A 17,634-nucleotide genomic window follows, 5' to 3' on the forward strand; every position below is an offset into this window, starting at 1 on the left:
ATGGACTACGACCTCACGATAACGAAGTTCCTGCAACGCGCACGAGACCTGTTCGACCACAAGGAGATCGTGACGGCGCTGCCCGACGGCGGCGTCCACCGCTACACGTACGGCGACGCCTACGAGCGCATCAGCCAGCTCGCGCACGCGCTCGACGACTACGGCATGGAGCCGGGCGACCGCTCCGGCGTCATGGCGGTGAACCACTACCGCCACTACGAGCTGTACTTCGGGCCGTCGTGCAGCGAACGCAGCATCCACATGGTGAACCACCGCCTCCCCGAACACCACCTGGAGGAGATAATCAACGAGGCGGAAGACCGGCTGATGTTCGTCGACCCGCAGTTCGTCGACGTCGTCGAGTCCGTCGCGCCGAACCTGGAGACGGTGGAGCAGTACGTCGTGCTCGGCGACGAGGACGACGTCCCCGACACCGACCTCGACCCGGTCGTCGACTACGAGTCGTTCATCGCCGGCTACGACACCGACTACGACTGGCCGCAGATGGACGAGGAGACCGAGAGCGCGCTGTGTTACACCTCCGGGACGACGGGGCTGCCGAAGGGCGTCCAGTACACCCACCGCGGCCAGTTCCTGCACACGCTGATGCACAGCCACGTCGACGTGTTCGCCATCAGCGAGTCCGACACCGTGATGCCGGTCGTGCCGATGTTCCACGTCAACGGCTGGGGGCTGCCGTACACGACGACGCTCACCGGCGCGAAGCTCGTGCTGCCCGGGCAGCGCACCGACCCCGGCGACCTCGTCGAACTGATTCGCGACGAGGCGGTGTCCATCGCCGCCGCCGTCCCGACGGTGTGGATGGAGGCGGACAAGCTCATCGAGGAGCGCGACGACCTCGGCCCGGAGACGCTCGAATCGCTGGACGACGTCCTCATCGGCGGGAGCGCGCCGCCGGACTCGCTGCTCGACAAGTTCGCGGACGTGTACGACGCGCCCATCAGCCAGGGGTACGGCATGACGGAGGCGTCGCCGCACCTCGCGAACACGCTCATCACGACCGAAGTCGCCGACCTGCCGCGGGACGAACAGAACGAACTCCGGAAGAAGGCCGGCGTCCCGGCGCCGGGCGTCCAGATGCGGCTCCGCGACGACGACGGCGAACCGGTGCCGCACGACGGCGAGACGCCGGGCGAGATTCAGGCGCGGGCGCCGTGGCTCATCGGCGAGTACTACGAGCGGCCGGAGGCGAACGGGGAGTCGTTCACCGACGACGGCTGGTTCCGCAGCGGCGACATTGGCACGATGGACCAGTACGGCTACCTCGACGTCGTCGACCGGATGGACGACGTCATCAAGAGCGGCGGCGAGTGGATCTCGTCGGTCGAACTGGAGAACGCGCTCATCGACGACGACCGCGTCGAGGAGGCGACGGTCATCAGCGTCCCCCACGAGAAGTGGCAGGAGCGGCCGTTCGCGTACGTCGTCCCGAACGGCGACGTGACCGAAGCGGACCTGCGCGAGGCGCTGCTCGAGCAGTTCCCGAAGTGGTGGCTCCCGGACCACATCGAGTTCGTCGACGAGATTCCGAAGACGACGACGGGCAAGTTCAACAAGAAGGTGCTCGTCGACCAGTTCGAATCGGAGTACGGCTCGCTCCCCATCGACGAGTAGGCGGCTCCGACGGGTCGGCTCGGCCGTCCCTTCGATTCTCGAACCCGCGTTTCGCGGCCGTGAACGACCGATCTCTGCGGGCGACCTCGTGGCCGTCCGGGCCGATTCGGGTGCGGGGCCGCCATCCCCGCTCCTGCCCCGCGTTTTCTAACAACTAATGTAGTCAAGCCGGATTCGCTTCATGAAGTTGCGAGAATCCGTGCTGGAGCAGCAATCGTAAACTAACGAAACAATTATTACCTTCTACTGTAAGCCTCTATCGTATGCGGAAGGCTACCAGACGGCAGACTCTCAAACGGCTCGGCGTGGGCGCATCAGCGGGTATCGCGGGCCTCGCTGGCTGTTCACGAACGAATGACGGCGGCTCGAACGGCTCGGGCGGCTCGGGCGGCTCGGACGGCACCGGAACCGCCGGGACGACGGTCGGCTCCACCGGCCCGATGGAGATCAACCTCGGCGTGTTCGCGCCCCAGAGCGGCGCGTTCGCGCCGTGGGGGCCCGCCATCAAGACCGGGACGCGGCTCGCGAAACAGGACCTCGAGTCCGATCTCGACGTCTCCCTGTCGCTGAACTTCTACGACACGCAGACCGACCCGAGCGCCGCGCTCGAAGCGATGAAGCGCGCCGTGACGGCCGACGGCATCGACTTCGCGCAGGGCGGGCTCTCGTCGGCGGTCTGCGCCAAAATCGGGACGTGGGCGTCGGACAACAGCGTCTCGTACATCGGGCAGGGCGCCTCCGACTCGCTCACCGGGTCGGCGTGCCAGCCGTACATGTACAGCGTCTACCAGTCGAACACGATGATGGCGAGCGCGGCCGCCCCCGACATGGCCGAAATCGCCGACAAGTGGTACCTGCTGTACGCCGACTACACGTGGGGGCAGACCGCACAGAAAGTCATCTCGAAGCGGCTGAAAGACAACGGCGCCGAGGTCGTCGGGAAGGACGCGACGCCGTTCCCGAACGACGACTACACGTCGTACCTGAACAACGTCGCGAACTCCGAGGCGAACGGCCTCGCGCTCGTCATCCCGGGGACGGACGCGACGCTCGCGACCAAGCAGATGATGAACAAGGGCATGACCGACCTGAAGCTCATGGTCCACCAGCTCGAGGACATGGTGTTCTGGGGGCTGAGCAAGAAGGCGACGTCGCTCGTCGACGTCTCCCCGATGGGCTGGGTGAACTCCATCGACGCCGGCGCCGACTTCAAACAGCGCGTCGTCGAGCAGGGCGAAATCGACCCGTTCGTGCGGCACGTCATGTCGTACACGGCCGCAGACCAGCAGGTCCGCGCCGCCGTCCGCGCCGGCTCGTCGAAGGCCGACGCCATCCGCGGCGAACTCGAAGGCCACAAGGTCGACAGCCCGGTCACCGACATCCACCCGGGTAATCTGACGTGGCGCGCCTGCGACCACCAGCTCGTCCAGCCGGTGTACACGGCGCAGGGCCGCGCCGTCGAGAACATGCAGGACGAGCCGTACAAGGCGTGGTTCGAGGTGCTCTCGAAGTTCGAAGGCTCGAAAGTGGCACGCGGCTGTTCCGCAAGCGCCTGCGACCTGTAGGCTCTCCACATGACTACGATGTTTTCTTCACTCCGTCTGGATACCGACAGGCTCTCGCCGTCCGGCGCGGCGGTCTGGGGCGTCATCGCGCTCCTGCTGCTGCTGTCGTTCGCGGTCCAGCCCGGGCTGTTCGTCGACCAGTTCATCGGCGGGCTCGTCTACGGCGTGAGCCTCATCCTCATCGCGCTCGGGCTCTCCATCATCCTCGGACTGCTCGGTATCGTGAACTTCGCGCACGGCGCGCTGTTCATGCTCGGCGCGTACTTCACGTACCAGCTGATGGCCGTCTGGGGCGTCTCCTTCTGGGTGGCGCTCGTCGTCGCCCCGATTCTCGTCGGGCTGTTCGGCGTCCTCATCGAGCGGCTGGTGCTCCAGTGGCTCTACGACGAGACGCCGATCACGGGGCTGCTCGCGACGTTCGGCGTCGCCATGATGATTCAGGAGGCGACCCGGGCGACCTGGGGCGGCACGCCGCTGTCCGTGCAGACGCCGACGGTGCTCACGATGGGCGCCGACCTCGTCGTCACGACGGTCGCGCGAATCCGGCTGTTCAGCGTCGCCGTCGCGGTCGTCGCGATACTCGGCGTCTACCTGCTCATCGAACGCACCGACTTCGGGCTCTCCGTCCGGGCCGGCGTCCTCGACCGCGAGATGGCGGGCTTCCTCGGCATCGACATGCCGAAGCGGTTCGTCGCGATGTTCTTCCTCGGGTCGTTCATCGCCGGCCTCGGCGGCGTCCTCCGCGGCACCGCCGTCGGCATGGACCCGATGATGGGACAGCAGTTCATCATCATCACGTTCGTCGTCGTCGTCGTCGGCGGCATCGGCAGCCTGTTCGGCAGCGTCGTCTCCGGCATCCTCATCGGTGAGGCGGTCTACCTGACGCCGCTTATCCTGACGTCGCTCGCGAAAGTGTCGGGCGTCGACGCGCTCGCCATCCCTGGCATCGGCGGACTGGTCCCGTACCTCGTCATGATCGTCGTGCTGATGGTGCGGCCGCGCGGCCTGTTCGGCCAGGAGGGGTTCCTCGAATGAGCCGAGCCGACGCCGCCGACGACGGCGGGCTCGCCGCCCGGCTCCGCGACGCCGACCTCGGGGCGCTGACGGTGCCGCTCGGCATCGTCGCTATCGCGGTGCTGCTGCGCCCCGTCGTGTCGCACCCGCTGCTGCTCGGCTACGCGCAGATCGCGAACTCGATGCTCATCTGGATGCTGGTCGTCGCGTCGTTCAACATCCTGCTCGGCTACACCGGGCTGCTGTCGTTCGGCCACGCCATGTTCCTCGGCATCGGGACGTACAGCGTCGCCATCGGCGTCGCGAAACTCGACGTGGCGTTCCTGCTCGCCGCGCCGCTCGGCATCCTGCTCGCGACCGCGATCGCCTACCTGGTCGCCCGCATGATCGTCCAGAAAGGCGAAATCTACTTCGCGATGCTGACGATGGCGTTCGCGAAGTCCGTCCACTTCATCGCGAACTACGACCCCGGCGGACTCACCGGCGGCACCACCGGCATCGCCGGCGGCGCGCTCCCGGGCTGGATCGAGACGGTCCGCGGCTTCAAGTACGTCGTCGTCGCCGGCTGGCAGCTCGACTGGTACTACGCTATCGCCATCGTGTTCACCGTCGCGATGCTGCTGATGTGGCAACTGGTCCGGTCGCCGTTCGGCCGGACGCTCGTCGCCATCCGCGAGAACCAGAAGCTCGCGCGCGCCATGGGCATCGACGTCCGCCGGTACAAGGTGTGGGCGTTCACGTTCAGCGCCGCGTTCGCCGCGCTCGCGGGCGTCCTGCTCGAAGTGAACGACCAGGGCGCGACGCTGTCCGCGCTGTCGATTCCGACCAGCGGCGACGTCATCCTGATGTCGGTGCTCGGCGGCGCGAACTACTTCTTCGGCCCGCTCGCCGGCGCGTTCGTCTGGCTGTTCGCCGAAGACTACCTCACCGAGTTCCACACGCTCGCGCTGCCGCTGTCGGAGTACCCGCTCGTCACCTTCGAGGTGTCCGGGCTGTTGACGTACTGGCAGTTCCTGCTCGGCCTCCTGTTCGTCATCGCGGTGCTCGTCTCGCCGCGGGAAGGCATCTGGGGACTCCTCCGGAACGGACTCGGGTCGCTGTACGGCCGCCTCCGAGGTGATGCCGAATGAGCGACGCAGACCCCGACGCTGCGGCCGACGGCGCGGCCGACGCAGACGTCGACGCCGACGCTGCGGCGGACGCCGACCCGGCTGAGACGGCCACCGAGCCAGCGACGCCGGCGGACGACCCGCGCGACGTCGCGCTCGGCACCGAGGGGCTGACGAAGCGGTTCGGCGGCATCGTCGCCGTCGACGACGTCGACCTGGCGGTCCGGTCGGGCGAGATGCGCGCCATCATCGGCCCGAACGGCGCCGGGAAGACGACGCTGTTCAACGTCGTCACGCACGCGCTCGAACCGACCGCGGGGTCGGTGTACCTCGACGGCGACGAGATCACCGACCTCCCGCAGGAGGAGCGGCCGCACATCGGTCTCGCGCGGTCGTTCCAGTCGAACGAGCTGTTCACGGAGCTGACCGTACTGGAGAACGTCCGCATCGTCGTGCAGACCGCCGAAGTCGGGCCGTTCCGGTTCGCGCTGCGCGGCGACGGCAGCGAGCAGTACGCCGACGACGCGATGGAGCTGCTCGAACGGGTCGGCATCGACGAACACGCCGACACCACCGCGAAGAACCTCTCGCACGGCGACCAGCGCCGGCTCGGCATCGCGATGGCGCTCGCCACCGAGCCGTCCGTGCTGCTGCTCGACGAACCGACCAGCGGCATGGGGCCGAGCGAGAGCCGCGAAACCATCGACCTCATCCAGTCCGTCCAGGACGAACTGGGGCTGACCGTGCTGATGATCGAACACGACATGGAGATCGTGCTGTCGGCGAGCGACCGCATCACGGTGCTGAACCAAGGCGAGGTGCTCGCCACCGACACGCCGGACGCGATTCAGGAGAACGAGGAAGTCCAGAACGCGTACCTCGGCGGTATGCGGGAGGAACTATGACGCTACTACAGGTAGACGGACTCGACGCGGGCTACGAGACGGGACAGGTGCTCTTCGGGGTCGACCTCGAAGTCGAACGGGACGAAGTCGTGTCGCTGCTCGGCCGCAACGGCGCCGGCAAGACCACGACGATGCGCTCTATCGTCGGTGCCGACGAGCCGACCGTCCACGGCGGCAGCATCACGTTCGACGGCACCGAGCTGCTCGACCGGCCCGCCCACCGCATCCCGGAGCTCGGCTTGAACCTCGTCCCGGAGGGCCGCCGGTGCTTCCGTGACCTCACCGTCACCGAGAACATCCGGCTCGCCGCGAACCACGCGCCGAACCCGCGCGACGTCGAGGAGATGTTCGACCGGTTCCCGGAGCTCGACGACATGCGCGACCGGCCCGCGAAGAACATGAGCGGCGGCGAACAGCAGATGCTCGCCATCGCGCGCAGCCTCGTCGCCAACCCCGAGATGATTCTGCTCGACGAGCCCTGCGAGGGGCTCGCGCCGTACATCGTCCGGCGCATCGAGGACATCATCCAGGAGATCAGCGAGAACGAGGGCGTCACCATCCTGCTCGTCGAGCAGAACGTCGCCGTCGCGCTCGCCACCGCCGACCGCCACTATCTCATCGACGAGGGGCGCATCGCCGACGAGGTCACCACCGAACGGCTCCGCGAAGACGACGAACTCCGCCAGCAGTACCTCGGCGTCTGAACGCGGCTCCGCCGCTGCTCGCGGCTCGCGGCCTTTCTGTCCGCTCGGCTCGACGCGTCGACAGCGACGGCTCGTCAGCGAAGCGGCGACGGCGAGACACCGGCAGCGTCGCCTCCGGCGGTCGGCGTCGAGTCGGCAGCGAACCCGTGGTCGGCGTCGACTCCGACGGGCACTGTTTCCGAGAGCCGTCGTTTCGGCCGTGAAAACAGGGGTGGTCCGGGCTGTTGCAGCGGCGGGCCGCGGCCTAGCCGTCGTAGTCGAGGTCGTCGAACAGGTCGGGGTCGGCGCCGAACTTCAGGACGTTCGTCATCACGGACGTCCGGACGTTCGAGACGCACCGGCCGTAGTCCTTGTAGAACTGGTGGAGCCAGCGCTCGCCGGCCTCCCGCGACGGGAACAGCATGATGGACTTCCACTGGTACTCGCCGTCCGAGAGGAAGTACAGCAGCGTGTGCTCGTCGTCGCGGATGTGTTCCATCGTCTCGCGCCACTCGTCGGCGAAGTACTCGGGGTTGAACTTGAACTCGAACAGTTCGAAGACGAAGTACCCCTCGTTCGGAACGATGGCCTCCCGGAAGACGCCCGCCTCGCGCATCTTCCGGACGGACTCGTTCACGGTGACGTACGAGACGTCGATGTCGTACTCCTCGGCGAGGATGTCCGCGAGCGCCCGAGAGGAGACCTCGGGGTCCGCCGCCAACTCCCGCAGTATGGCGATGTCGCGGTCCTTGAATTCGTGCGTGGGCTCGTCCGCCGCCATCGACCACTCATTCGGCCGGGCCGGCATAAGACTCGTGATTCGGCTCGCCAACTGGCGCTAACAAATTTAGGGAATAATCAGTGGACGCAAACAGCGAGCGATAATTTACGGAAATGTTTTACAATATGCCGAAACTCTCCCCGTATGGAGCTGTTGGAGGAGTCGGTCGTGCCGCCGGAGGCCCGCGACGTGAAGCGGCGCGCCCGCGAGTTCGCGGAGACGCACATCGAACCGAACGCGGCCGACTACTTCCGGTCGGGCGACTACCCGACGGACGTCGTCGAGGCCGCCCACGACGCCGGGCTGGTCGCCCAGGAAATCCCGGAGGCGTACGGCGGTCACGGCCGGCCGCTGTCCGCCGTCGTCGCGACCATCGAGGAGTTCTTCCGCGCGGACGCCGGCATCGGGCTGGCGCTCGTCGGACAGAGCTTCGGCACCGCCATCGTCGAGGAGTTCGGCAGCGACGCGCAGAAGGAGGCGTACCTGCGGCCGGTCGCCGAGGGCGACGCCACCGCCGGCATGGCCATCTCCGAACCGGACACCGGCAGCGACCTCGCCGGCATGACGACCCGCGCGGAGCGGGACGGCGACGAGTGGGTCATCGACGGCGAGAAGTACTGGATCGGCAACGGCGTCAGCGGCGACTGGATATCCGTCTACGTCCGCACCGAGGACGGCGACGACCGCCACGGCAACCACTCGCTGCTCGTCGTGCCGACGGACGCCGACGGCTACCACGCCGAGCACGTCCCGGAGAAGATGGGGATGCGCGCCTCCGAGCAGGCGCACATCACCTTCGACGACTGCCGCGTCCCCGCGGAGAACCTCGTCGGCGAGCGCGGGGACGGCTTCCGGATGGTCGCGGAGTTCTTCAACCACGGCCGCGCCCGCGTCGCCGGCCACGGCATCGGCCTCGCCGCGGCCGCCATCGAGGAGGCGTGGGAGTTCGTCCACGACCGCGAGGAGTTCGGCCGCCACGTCAGCGACTTCCAGTCCGTCCAGCACGACCTCGCCGACATGCGCACCGAGTTCGAGGCCGCGCGGTCGCTGCTGTGGCGCACCGTCGACCGCATGGAGTCCGGCGAGGACGCCGAACTCTGGGCGTCGATGGCGAAGACCAAAGCCACCGAGACCGCGACCGACTGCGCCGAGACCGCGGTACAGCTCCACGGCGGCCGCGGCATCCTCGACGACCGCCGCGTCGCCCGCGTCTACCGGGACGCCCGGATGCCGGTCATCTACGAGGGCGTCAGCGCCATCCAGCGCGACATCATCTACCGGAACTTCTGACCGCGCGGCCGACGGTTCTCGTCCGTCCTCGACCGCCGCGCTGCGGCCCTCACCGCACCGCGAGAGACGTGTAAAATCGCTTTCAGAACGGCGTGCCACGCGCACGCGTGCTAATTGCTGGGAACAACCAAAACCGCTATACACGTACCATCGCAACCGGGTAGTATGGCTGAGAGTCACGAGGAGCCACCAGTGGTTATTGCCGGTGCCGGGCCGACCGGGATGACCACTGCGCTCGCGCTGAACGCGAGAGGCGTACCGACGACGATCCTCGAAGCGGACCCGAAAGACCGAGAACGGCCCGGAAGCCGCGCCATCTACGTCCACGGCGCGACGCTGCAGACGCTCGAACGGGTCCACCCGGGGCTCGGCAAGCGGCTCGCCGACGCCGGACTGGTCTGGCCGACGCGCCGCACCGTGTGGCGGAACAAGGAGGTGTTCTCCCGGACGTACGACAACCCCGGCGGCTCCGGCGACCTCCCGCACTTCACGAGCCTCCCGCAGGTCGACACGGAGGACTTCATGTACGAGGCGCTCGACGAGGCCGGCATCGACATCCACTGGGACTCGGCGGTCGAAACCGTCGACTCCAGCGAGGACGGCGTCCGCGTCGAGACCGAAGACGGCGACGTCTGGAACGCGAAGTACGTCGTCGGCGCCGACGGCGCCGGCTCCACCGTCCGCAAGGAGATCGGCTCGAACTTCGAGGGGACGCAGTCCGAGAACTCCTTCATCATCGCCGACGTCGAGGAGGACCCGGAGAACCCCCGCGACCTCGAACGCGTCTTCCACTACGACCACCCCGCGGTCGACGGCCGGAACGTCCTGCTCGTCCCGTTCCAGGGCGGCTGGCGCGTCGACATCCAGTGTAAGCTCACCGACGACGCCGACGAGATGGCGACGGAGGAGCGCGTCAGCGACATGGTCGCGAAGACGCTCGGCGAGCGCTACCGCGACCGCGTCAGCTGGGTGTCCTCGTACAAGTTCAAGCAGGTCACCGCGGACTCGTTCATCGACGACCACCGCCGCGTCCTGCTCGCCGGCGAGGCCGCACACCTGTTCGCGCCGTTCGGCGCCCGCGGCATGAACTCCGGCGTCGCCGACGCCGACGAGGCCGCCTCCGCCATCGCCGTCGCGGAGCGCAGCACCGTGAAGGCGACCGCCGACGTCGAGGTCGAACTGTACGCGGCGCGCCGCGAGAAGGCCGCCGAGTACAACAAGAACGCCGCCGGGCAGGCGCTCGAATACCTGCAGGGCGACGACGTCACCACGAAAATCAAAAAGGAGGTCGCCTCCCGCCTCGCCGACCACTGGGAGGACGCAGGCGAGTGGCTCGACGACGCGCCGTACGGCCCGCACACGGCGCCGCCCATCACCACCATCGGCCAGTACTGAGCCGCCCGCACCGGACCGCCCTCTCCACGCCGCTCGACCATTTCTGGCTCCGTTTCGCCGCGCCGTCTGCGGGTCGACTCCAAGAACGGTACCGACGCGTTTCCGCCGGTCGGACGCTCCACCGACTCGGGTCAGTGCGGTCCAGCACCCCGCCGTTCGAGGCTCCGTTTCGCCGCGCCGTCTGCGACTCGGGGTTCCAGAACCGGGTCGGTGTTCACGGCGTCACGGCATCGCTCCTTCACGGCGTCACACCTTCACGGCTTCACGAGCACCTTGATGGCGTCGCGTTCGTCCATCGCCCGGTAGCCCTCGGGGACGCCGTCGAGGTCGACGGTCTTCGTGAAGATGGGCGACGGGTCGAGCGTGCCGCCGAGCACGTCGTCCATCAGTTCCTCGGCGTACGCGCGGACCGGGGCGACGCCGCCGCGCAGCCCGATGTTGTCGCCGAACATCGACAGCACGTCCAGCCCCGCGTCCGCGACGCCGTGCGGGACGCCGACGTAGCCGACGGTGCCGCCCGGGCGACACACCTGAATCGCGGTGTCCATCGCGGACGCCGCGCCGACGCACTCCATCACGTGGTTCGCGCCGCCGTACGTCAGTTCCGTGGCGCGCTCTGCGGCCTCGTCGCCGCGGGCCGCGACGGTTTCGGTGGCGCCGAACTCCTCGGCGAGTTCGAGCCGGTCCTCGTGGTGGCCCATCGCGATGATGCGTTCGGCGCCGAGTCGGCGCGCCGCGAGCACGCCGCACAGCCCGACGGCGCCGTCGCCGACGACGACGCAGGTGTCGCCCTCCTCGACGCCGGCGCTGACGGCGGCGTGGTGGCCGGTCCCCATGACGTCCGTCAGCGGCAGCAGCGCCTCGAGCGTCTCCTCGTCGTCGGCGTGGCGGTCCGGGACGCGGACGAGCGTGCCGTCGGCGTGCGTCGACCGCACGTACTCGCCCTGGCCGCCGCCGTTGTCGCCGCCCCACGAGTCGCGGTCGACGCAGGAGGTGTGCAGCCCCTTCCGGCAGAACTCGCACTTCCCGCAGCTGATGGCGAACGGCGCGATGACGCGGTCGCCCGGCTGTACCGACCGGACGTCGTCGCCGACCTCCTCGACGATTCCCATCGGCTCGTGGCCGACGCGGGAGCCGGCTTCCCGGTCGCTCTCGCCGCGGTAAAACCAGAGGTCGGAGCCGCAGACCGCGGTGTGGGTGACGCGGATGATGGCGTCGGTCGGCTCGTCGATTTCGGGTTTCGGTACCTCCTCGACGCTGATGTCGCCCGGTCCGTTGTACACTGCTGCGCGCATGCTCCTCACGTCGGCGCCCAGTTCAAAAAGTCTCCCTCACCGCGTCGGCTCCGGACGCTCCGCGGACCCCGTTACGGTTCCGGGTACCTCAAGTTGCCGTTCGTTGATGAATTCTCCCGTTGCCGACCCATTTTTCGTCTCGGACACAGAGACACACACGCACATGCCCGAAGATTTCTCGATCGACGCCGACTGGAACGCGCTGTACGTCGACGGCGAGTGGACCGAGTCCGCCGGAGACGAGACGATCGCGGTCGAAGACCCGTCGACGCGCGAGGTCGTCGCGGAGGTACCGGCGGCCGTCGAAGCCGACGTCGACGCCGCGTACGAGGCCGCGGCGGCGGCGCAGGACGAGTGGGGGTCGGCGCCGCCCGCCCGACGCGAGGAGGCCGCGCAGGCGTTCCTCGACGCGCTCGAAGAACACAAAGACGAGGTCCTCGAACTGCTCGAATACGAGGCCGGCGGCGGCCCGGCGTACGGGGAGACGTCCATCCACATCGCCTCCGACCAGGCCGCCGAGGCGACGACGCTGCCGCGGCGGATGAAAGGCGAACACGCCCCGTCGAACATCCCCGGGAAAGAGCACATCGTCCAGCGGGAGCCGGCGGGCGTCGTCACCGTCATCTCGCCGTGGAACTTCCCGCTGAACCTCTCGATGCGCGCCGTCGCGCCGGCCATCGCCGCCGGCAACCCGGTCGTGTTGAAGCCGTCCACGAACACCCCGATTACGGGCGGCCTGCTGTTCGCGAAACTCGTGGAGGACGCCGGGCTCCCGGACGGCGTCCTGAACGTCGTCACCGGCCGCGGCTCCGAAATCGGTGACCGCGTCGCCGGCCACCCCGAGAGCGACGTCGTCGCGTTCACCGGCTCCACGCCCGTCGGCCGCCGCGTCGCCGCGACGGCCGCCGAGAACCTCGCACAGCCAGCGATGGAACTCGGCGGGAACAACGCACACGTCGTCACCGGTGACGCCGACGTCGACGCCGCCATCGACAGCGCCGTCTTCGGGTCGTTCGTCCACCAGGGCCAGGTGTGCATTTCTATCAACCGGCATCTGGTTCACGAATCCATCTACGACGAATACGTCGACAAACTCGTCGAGCGCGCCGAGTCGCTCCCGGTCGGCACGGCGCACGACCCGAGCACCGTCGTCGGCCCGATCATCGACGAGTCCCAGCGCGACGAGATGCTGCAGTACGTCGAGGAGACCGTCGACGCCGGCGCCACCCTCGAAACCGGCGGGCACACCGTCGACCTCGACGGCGTCGACGACTCGCTCGTCGTCGCGCCGACCGTGCTGTCGGACGTGACGAACGACATGTCCGCCGCGTGCTTCGAGCACTTCGGCCCCATCGCGCCGGTCATCCCGTTCAGCGACGTCGACGAGGCGGTCGAACTGGCGAACGACACCGAGTACGGCCTCTCCGGCTCCGTCCACGCGGGCGACGTCGGCGCCGGCAAACGCATCGCCGACCGCATGGAGACCGGCCACGTCCACGTCAACGACCAGCCCATCAACGACGAGGCGCACGTCCCGTTCGGCGGCATCGGCGCCTCCGGCATGGGCGGATACAACAGCGACGCGTTCCTCCGCGAAGTCACGAAGACGAAGTGGATCTCGCTGCAGCACGAAGACCGCGACTACCCGTTCTAACGCGCTGACGCCACCCGGCGGCCTCGACGCCGCCGTTCACTTCTCCGGGAGTCCGTCGCCGCTTCGAGCCTCACCCGCGATTCGAGTCAGCGACGACGCAACTGGACGCCGGCCCGCAACCGACCCACTGGAGGTGCCACACCCCTCCGAATAAACTCTTTTTCGCTATATCGAATCTAGGGTCGGAGTGTCGTCATCCACGGGGTCATCTTTTCGACGGGAGCCACCGCCGAACAGGAGTCAGAGAACAGTCGAAACGGACGGGAGAACAGTTGAAGGGCCTGGCTCGCCCCGAGTCCGGGCCGGTTAGTCGTCCGCGACAGCGGGCGAAGCCGGTTCTTCCCCGGGGATTTCGGGCCGATCGGACCGCGGCGCCCACTCCAGTTCCTCCTCGTAGTGGAACGCGCGGTGGTCCTGCGTCGGGTCGACGACCGTCAGCGAGAGCCAGCCGTTGTCCAGCAGTTCGGTCAAGTCCCCGTTGTCGGCCAGGACGTCGGTGACGCGGTCGACTGGCGCGTGGACGACCGTCGAGAGGCGGAGCGGCTGGTGGTGCGGTTCGTCGTCGGCAGCCATCAGCGACTGCAGCGGGAGGCCGGTCATCAGGTCGCCGCCGTTGCCCTGGTAGACGCCGACGTTCCCGACGGGGTTCTGGGTTATCTTCGACCCGCTCCCGTAGACGGCGTTGTCGACCGTCGAGAAGTAGTACTGGGCGTTGATCCACTGGGTGACGACCATCGGGCCGGTGAAAATCGCTTCGAGCGCGTCGCCGTCGGGGTCCGTCGACCAGTCGTACGAGTGGAGGAACGCGCGACCGTCGAGGTCGACGTCGCTCGTCAGTTCACGGGGGCCGACGACGAAGCCGGCGTTGCCCGCCAGCCCCCACTCCGGCCGGGTCTCCGCCCAGTCGGCGGCGCGGCGCTCGGTCTCGCTGACGGCGGCCGAGCCGTCGGCTCCCATCGTCTCGGCGCGCTCTGCGGCCGCGCCCTCGCGCGCCGCGGCGAGGTCCGCGCGCAACTGGTCGAGGTCGTCGGCGTGGCTCTCGGGGACGTCGCCGTCGAACAGTTCGATCTCGTCGGTCGTCGTGTTGTGCTGGGCGGCGAGGAAGACGGTGTCTTCCGGGACGTCGTGGCCGCGGTCGCGGAGTTGGGCTCTGACGTCGTCGTCGTTGCAGATTTTCGCGAGGACGCGGGCGTTCGGGCCGCCGGGGTTGCCGGCACAGGCGCCGCAGTCCAGGCTGGAGTCGTAGGGGTTGTTGGCGGTCTCGCTGGCGTGGCCCGCGAAGACGACGAGCCGACCGAACCGCTCCCACCCCATCAGGTCGAACGCGGTCGCGGCGTACTCGACTTTCTCCTCGGTGGTCAGCCCCACCGGGAGGTCGCCGGAGTACGTGTACTGGTGGTCGACCAGCGGCTCGCAGAACTCGTCTTCGTCGGGCACCGCCTCGTCGGCAGCGTCGAACAGGTCGCGGACGCGTCCGGGGACGAGCGTCCGGGCGGCGAGCGAGAGGCCGTAGCCGCTCCCGGCGGTCTCGACGTAGCCGTAGGCGGTCGCCGCGTTGGCCTCCAGTATCTCGACGACTTCGTCGGCGGCCGCGCGGACGCTCGACCAGCGGTCGTGCCGCGCCTGCGTCTCGTCGTCGACCGGGACGTCGGTGACGTGGTGCTGCGGGTCTTGAATCGGCGGGCAGGCGTCGACCGACACCTCGTCGTCGTATCCCTGGTACTCCATGGGGACGCCGAAGAAGCCGGCGTAGCCGTGAGTCTCGTAGTCCCCCGCCGCCTCGATGTGCCGACGAATGACTTCCGAGCGGGTGTCGATACAGAAGACCAGTTGGGCGTCCGGACGGTCCTGCGTGTCGCCGTCGGCCACCGACCGGCTCTCGGCGGCGACGGTCCCGACGAGGTCCTCGCGGTACGTCGACTCCCACGCGCGCAAGAACGGCAGAGCGGGGTTGTCGGCGGGGGCGTCGTCGTCGGCGTCGTTCGAGGGTTCGATGTCGGCTCCGACGGCGTCCAGCAGCGCCAGCCGCGCCGCGAGGTACCCGTCCAGCGAAATCGGGTACGTCGACTGCCACGCGCCACCGTCCTCGGCGCGCCGCTTGATGAACCCGGTCCAGCCAGGGAGCGCAGTCAGTTGCGCTTCGAGGATGCGGACCCACTGGCTCTCCGGGTACGACTGCAGCACCGCCTCGACGGCTTCGACGGGCGCTTCGGGCAGGTCAGCGACGACCCCCTCGTCGGGGACGTCGCGGTCGTACTCGGCCATTCCGCGGAAGGCAGCGTAGAACCCGGCTTCGCGGTTCGGCATCGACCAGTGGGCGCTCCCCTCTTCGAGGAAGGCCGACAGCCACTTCGTCAGCACCCGGTCGACGTGGTCGACCGCGGTGTCCGTCTCGCCGTCTCCGCCGTCCTTGGCGTCTCCCGCGTCCTCGGCGTCGGCCATGCGGTCGAGCAGCGTCTCGGGGTCGGCGTCGTAGCCAGCCTCGGCGAGTTCCGCTTCGAGTATCCCCGTGTCTATCTGTCCGCGTTCGAGCGCGGTTCTGAACGTCTCGGCGCTGGGGTAGCCGCGGCCGCCCAGCAGGTCGGCGGCCCGCTCGACCGCCTCGCCGAACGGCCGGTCTTCGAACCCGGAGAGCGGGTTGGCGGTCACGAACGAGTGGATGGGCCAGAGGGGGCCGACGGCCGTCGCCGCTTCGTCGATACTGTCGCGGATGGCTGTTTCAGTACTCATTGTACTCCTCCGTGGACGTCAAGAGGGTGTCGGACGCCGGCTCAGTCGCGTTCAGCAGCGCCACGTAGAGCCGCTGGCTGTGCTCGTGGACGCCGGTCTCGATGCCGACGTAGATGCCGACGAAACTGACGGCGATGAGGCCGTGGAGCAGAGTCAGTTCCGTCGTCGCCGTGCTGACCGTCAGCAGCCCCGCGACGCCCTCGTAGACCACGGCGTAGACGACGATGGCGGGGAGGAAGACCACCGGGACGGCCGCGTAGCGGGCCGTCGCCGGAAGCGACGTGTGCTGAATCGCGCTCCGGGAGGCGTGCAGCGTCGTGACGACGACGAAGAAGGTCAACAGGAGGCCGCTGTCGGCCTCCGTCCCTTTCCCCGTCAGCACCGCGAACGCGACGCCGCCGACGACTCCGGTCAGGAGCGCAACGACGACGCCGACGGCGCTGGTCACGCGCCCCACGGTGTGTTCGGTGGTTTCGCTCGGGCTGGTGTGTTCGACCTGCTCCCCCGAACTGAGGAACTGGTAGGCCTTGTAGAAGCCGTGCAGGATGAGGTGCGTAATCGCGGCCCCGAAGAAGCCGAGGCCGGCCTGCATGATCATGAACCCCATCTGACCGACGGTCGAACAGCCGAGTTTGCCCTTGATGCTCGTCTGGACCGACTTCAGGAGCTTCCCGCCGATGGCGCTGAGCCCGCCGACGGCGACCACCGCGAGCATGACTGCGGGCTCGACGGTGATGACCGGGGCGAAGCGGGTCAGGAGGACGCCGCCCGCGTTGACGAAGCCGGCGTGCATCAGCGCCGACGCCGGCGTCGGGGCGGTCATCGACGAGAGGAGCCAGCTCTGGAACGGAATCAGGGCGGACTGTATCATCGCCGCCAGGACGAGCGCGGCGGCGGCGACCAGCCACGTCGGGCCGCCGAGCGTGTCGGCCGCCGCGCCGATTCCGGAGACCGTCGTCGCGCCGGTCGCCAGCCACAGCGCCGTCAGCGCGACGCCGAGGAGCGCGCTGCTGGCGAGGAAGTACCTGCGGGCGAGCGCCGCGGCCGCCCGCGCGTGGTCCCAGCCGCTGACCGTCCCGATGAGTTCCGCCATCAGCAACCCCATCGCCAGCCACAGGGCTCCGAACAGGGCGACGTGGTCGGCAGCGACCAGCCCCATCACGGCGACGGTGAAGCCGAACGTCGCCGCGAAGAACTTCGTCTCGTGGGCGCTTCCGGCGACGTAGCGACGCGAGTAGCTGTGGACGATGCCGCTGAAGAAGGTGACGACCACCCACATCAGCACGGTCAGTCCGTCGACGGCGACCACGCCCGGAATCCCCCACGCGCCACCGACTCGGAGTCGGGCGACGAGGGCGACGACGCTCGCGGCAAACAGCGACCACACGAGCCACGTCGATACAACGGGAACGGACGGCGATTCCGCCGTCGTGTCCGGGAGCGCTCCGACCGTCGGCTTCGAACTGTTTCCTGACATCGTTCAGCCCATCGCACGACCATTCCCGGCGTCCGCGCCGGGCTTCGAGTCCGCTTCTGGTCGTCTCTACCCGACACCAAGAACGAATCGTCTATTAACTC

The 17,634-nt window shown here is 68.4% G+C and carries 13 protein-coding genes; 9 read left to right on the top strand and 4 right to left on the bottom strand.

Annotation, left to right across the window (positions count from 1 at the left end; all coding sequences use genetic code 11):
* From ACQUST_RS07845 to ACQUST_RS07870, 6 genes are all read left to right on the top strand, one after another.
* Entirely contained in the window at positions 1 to 1,635 is a 1,635-nt protein-coding gene (locus ACQUST_RS07845) for a long-chain fatty acid--CoA ligase (protein WP_435128150.1), read from the top strand.
* Positions 1,636 to 1,898: 263 nt separating this feature from the next.
* A complete protein-coding gene (locus tag ACQUST_RS07850; protein WP_435127058.1) occupies positions 1,899 to 3,200 on the top strand; it encodes an ABC transporter substrate-binding protein in 1,302 nt (433 codons plus the stop codon).
* Between the two features lie 18 nt (positions 3,201 to 3,218).
* The gene (locus ACQUST_RS07855) at positions 3,219 to 4,235 is read left to right on the top strand and encodes a branched-chain amino acid ABC transporter permease (RefSeq protein ID WP_435127060.1); all 1,017 of its coding nucleotides are present in this window, start codon (positions 3,219 to 3,221) and stop codon (positions 4,233 to 4,235) included.
* Complete coding sequence (locus tag ACQUST_RS07860; protein WP_435127062.1) at positions 4,232 to 5,344, top strand: branched-chain amino acid ABC transporter permease; 1,113 nt, start codon at positions 4,232 to 4,234, stop codon at positions 5,342 to 5,344. Before ACQUST_RS07855 ends, ACQUST_RS07860 begins: the two co-directional genes overlap by 4 nt.
* Positions 5,341 to 6,228, top strand: a complete 888-nt coding sequence (locus ACQUST_RS07865; protein WP_435127064.1) for an ABC transporter ATP-binding protein — start codon at positions 5,341 to 5,343, stop codon at positions 6,226 to 6,228. The genes ACQUST_RS07860 and ACQUST_RS07865 overlap by 4 nt, the downstream gene beginning before the upstream one ends.
* Positions 6,225 to 6,932, top strand: a complete 708-nt coding sequence (locus ACQUST_RS07870; RefSeq protein WP_435127066.1) for an ABC transporter ATP-binding protein — start codon at positions 6,225 to 6,227, stop codon at positions 6,930 to 6,932. Before ACQUST_RS07865 ends, ACQUST_RS07870 begins: the two co-directional genes overlap by 4 nt.
* Before the next feature lie 244 nt (positions 6,933 to 7,176).
* Here ACQUST_RS07870 and ACQUST_RS07875 read toward each other — a convergent pair whose 3' ends face one another.
* A complete protein-coding gene (locus ACQUST_RS07875) occupies positions 7,177 to 7,692 on the bottom strand; it encodes a winged helix-turn-helix domain-containing protein (RefSeq protein ID WP_435127068.1) in 516 nt (171 codons plus the stop codon).
* A 144-nt stretch (positions 7,693 to 7,836) separates the two neighbouring features.
* Between ACQUST_RS07875 and ACQUST_RS07880 the strand changes: the two genes are divergently transcribed.
* Together ACQUST_RS07880 and ACQUST_RS07885 are read left to right on the top strand one after the other, a co-directional pair.
* A complete protein-coding gene (locus tag ACQUST_RS07880; protein WP_435127070.1) occupies positions 7,837 to 8,982 on the top strand; it encodes an acyl-CoA dehydrogenase family protein in 1,146 nt (381 codons plus the stop codon).
* Positions 8,983 to 9,147: 165 nt separating this feature from the next.
* Positions 9,148 to 10,377 carry an FAD-dependent monooxygenase gene (locus tag ACQUST_RS07885; RefSeq protein ID WP_435127072.1) on the top strand — a complete coding sequence of 410 codons (1,230 nt, stop codon included), beginning with the start codon at positions 9,148 to 9,150 and terminating at the stop codon, positions 10,375 to 10,377.
* Between the two features lie 254 nt (positions 10,378 to 10,631).
* Here the strand turns inward: ACQUST_RS07885 and ACQUST_RS07890 are convergent, their stop codons facing one another.
* Positions 10,632 to 11,672: a zinc-dependent alcohol dehydrogenase family protein gene (locus ACQUST_RS07890; protein WP_435127074.1), complete on the bottom strand. Its 1,041-nt coding sequence runs from the start codon at positions 11,670 to 11,672 to the stop codon at positions 10,632 to 10,634.
* 163 nt (positions 11,673 to 11,835) lie between these two features.
* Between ACQUST_RS07890 and ACQUST_RS07895 the strand changes: the two genes are divergently transcribed.
* Positions 11,836 to 13,326, top strand: coding sequence for an aldehyde dehydrogenase family protein (locus tag ACQUST_RS07895; protein ID WP_435127075.1), 1,491 nt, complete (start codon positions 11,836 to 11,838; stop codon positions 13,324 to 13,326).
* A 306-nt stretch (positions 13,327 to 13,632) separates the two neighbouring features.
* On the opposite strand, the gene ACQUST_RS07900 is transcribed toward ACQUST_RS07895, so the two are convergent.
* Both ACQUST_RS07900 and ACQUST_RS07905 read right to left on the bottom strand, forming a co-directional pair.
* Positions 13,633 to 16,056, bottom strand: a complete 2,424-nt coding sequence (locus ACQUST_RS07900) for a DUF2309 domain-containing protein (RefSeq protein ID WP_435127077.1) — start codon at positions 16,054 to 16,056, stop codon at positions 13,633 to 13,635.
* The gene (locus ACQUST_RS07905; protein WP_435127079.1) at positions 16,046 to 17,533 is read right to left on the bottom strand and encodes a proton-conducting transporter transmembrane domain-containing protein; all 1,488 of its coding nucleotides are present in this window, start codon (positions 17,531 to 17,533) and stop codon (positions 16,046 to 16,048) included. Before ACQUST_RS07905 ends, ACQUST_RS07900 begins: the two co-directional genes overlap by 11 nt.
* Positions 17,534 to 17,634 lie beyond the last annotated feature (101 nt).

Origin of the sequence: Halobaculum sp. D14 (assembly GCF_051195135.1) — an archaeon.
Lineage (GTDB): Archaea > Halobacteriota > Halobacteria > Halobacteriales > Haloferacaceae > JBNTKA01.

Coding starts and splice junctions, on each gene's coding strand:
- ACQUST_RS07865 (WP_435127064.1), top strand. CDS start 5,341: ATGAGCGACGCAGACCCCGACGCTGCGGCCGACGGCGCGGCCGACGCA.
- ACQUST_RS07875 (WP_435127068.1), bottom strand. CDS start 7,692: ATGGCGGCGGACGAGCCCACGCACGAATTCAAGGACCGCGACATCGCC.
- ACQUST_RS07855 (WP_435127060.1), top strand. CDS start 3,219: ATGTTTTCTTCACTCCGTCTGGATACCGACAGGCTCTCGCCGTCCGGC.
- ACQUST_RS07900 (WP_435127077.1), bottom strand. CDS start 16,056: ATGAGTACTGAAACAGCCATCCGCGACAGTATCGACGAAGCGGCGACG.
- ACQUST_RS07880 (WP_435127070.1), top strand. CDS start 7,837: ATGGAGCTGTTGGAGGAGTCGGTCGTGCCGCCGGAGGCCCGCGACGTG.
- ACQUST_RS07850 (WP_435127058.1), top strand. CDS start 1,899: ATGCGGAAGGCTACCAGACGGCAGACTCTCAAACGGCTCGGCGTGGGC.
- ACQUST_RS07845 (WP_435128150.1), top strand. CDS start 1: ATGGACTACGACCTCACGATAACGAAGTTCCTGCAACGCGCACGAGAC.
- ACQUST_RS07895 (WP_435127075.1), top strand. CDS start 11,836: ATGCCCGAAGATTTCTCGATCGACGCCGACTGGAACGCGCTGTACGTC.
- ACQUST_RS07890 (WP_435127074.1), bottom strand. CDS start 11,672: ATGCGCGCAGCAGTGTACAACGGACCGGGCGACATCAGCGTCGAGGAG.
- ACQUST_RS07885 (WP_435127072.1), top strand. CDS start 9,148: ATGGCTGAGAGTCACGAGGAGCCACCAGTGGTTATTGCCGGTGCCGGG.
- ACQUST_RS07905 (WP_435127079.1), bottom strand. CDS start 17,533: ATGTCAGGAAACAGTTCGAAGCCGACGGTCGGAGCGCTCCCGGACACG.
- ACQUST_RS07870 (WP_435127066.1), top strand. CDS start 6,225: ATGACGCTACTACAGGTAGACGGACTCGACGCGGGCTACGAGACGGGA.
- ACQUST_RS07860 (WP_435127062.1), top strand. CDS start 4,232: ATGAGCCGAGCCGACGCCGCCGACGACGGCGGGCTCGCCGCCCGGCTC.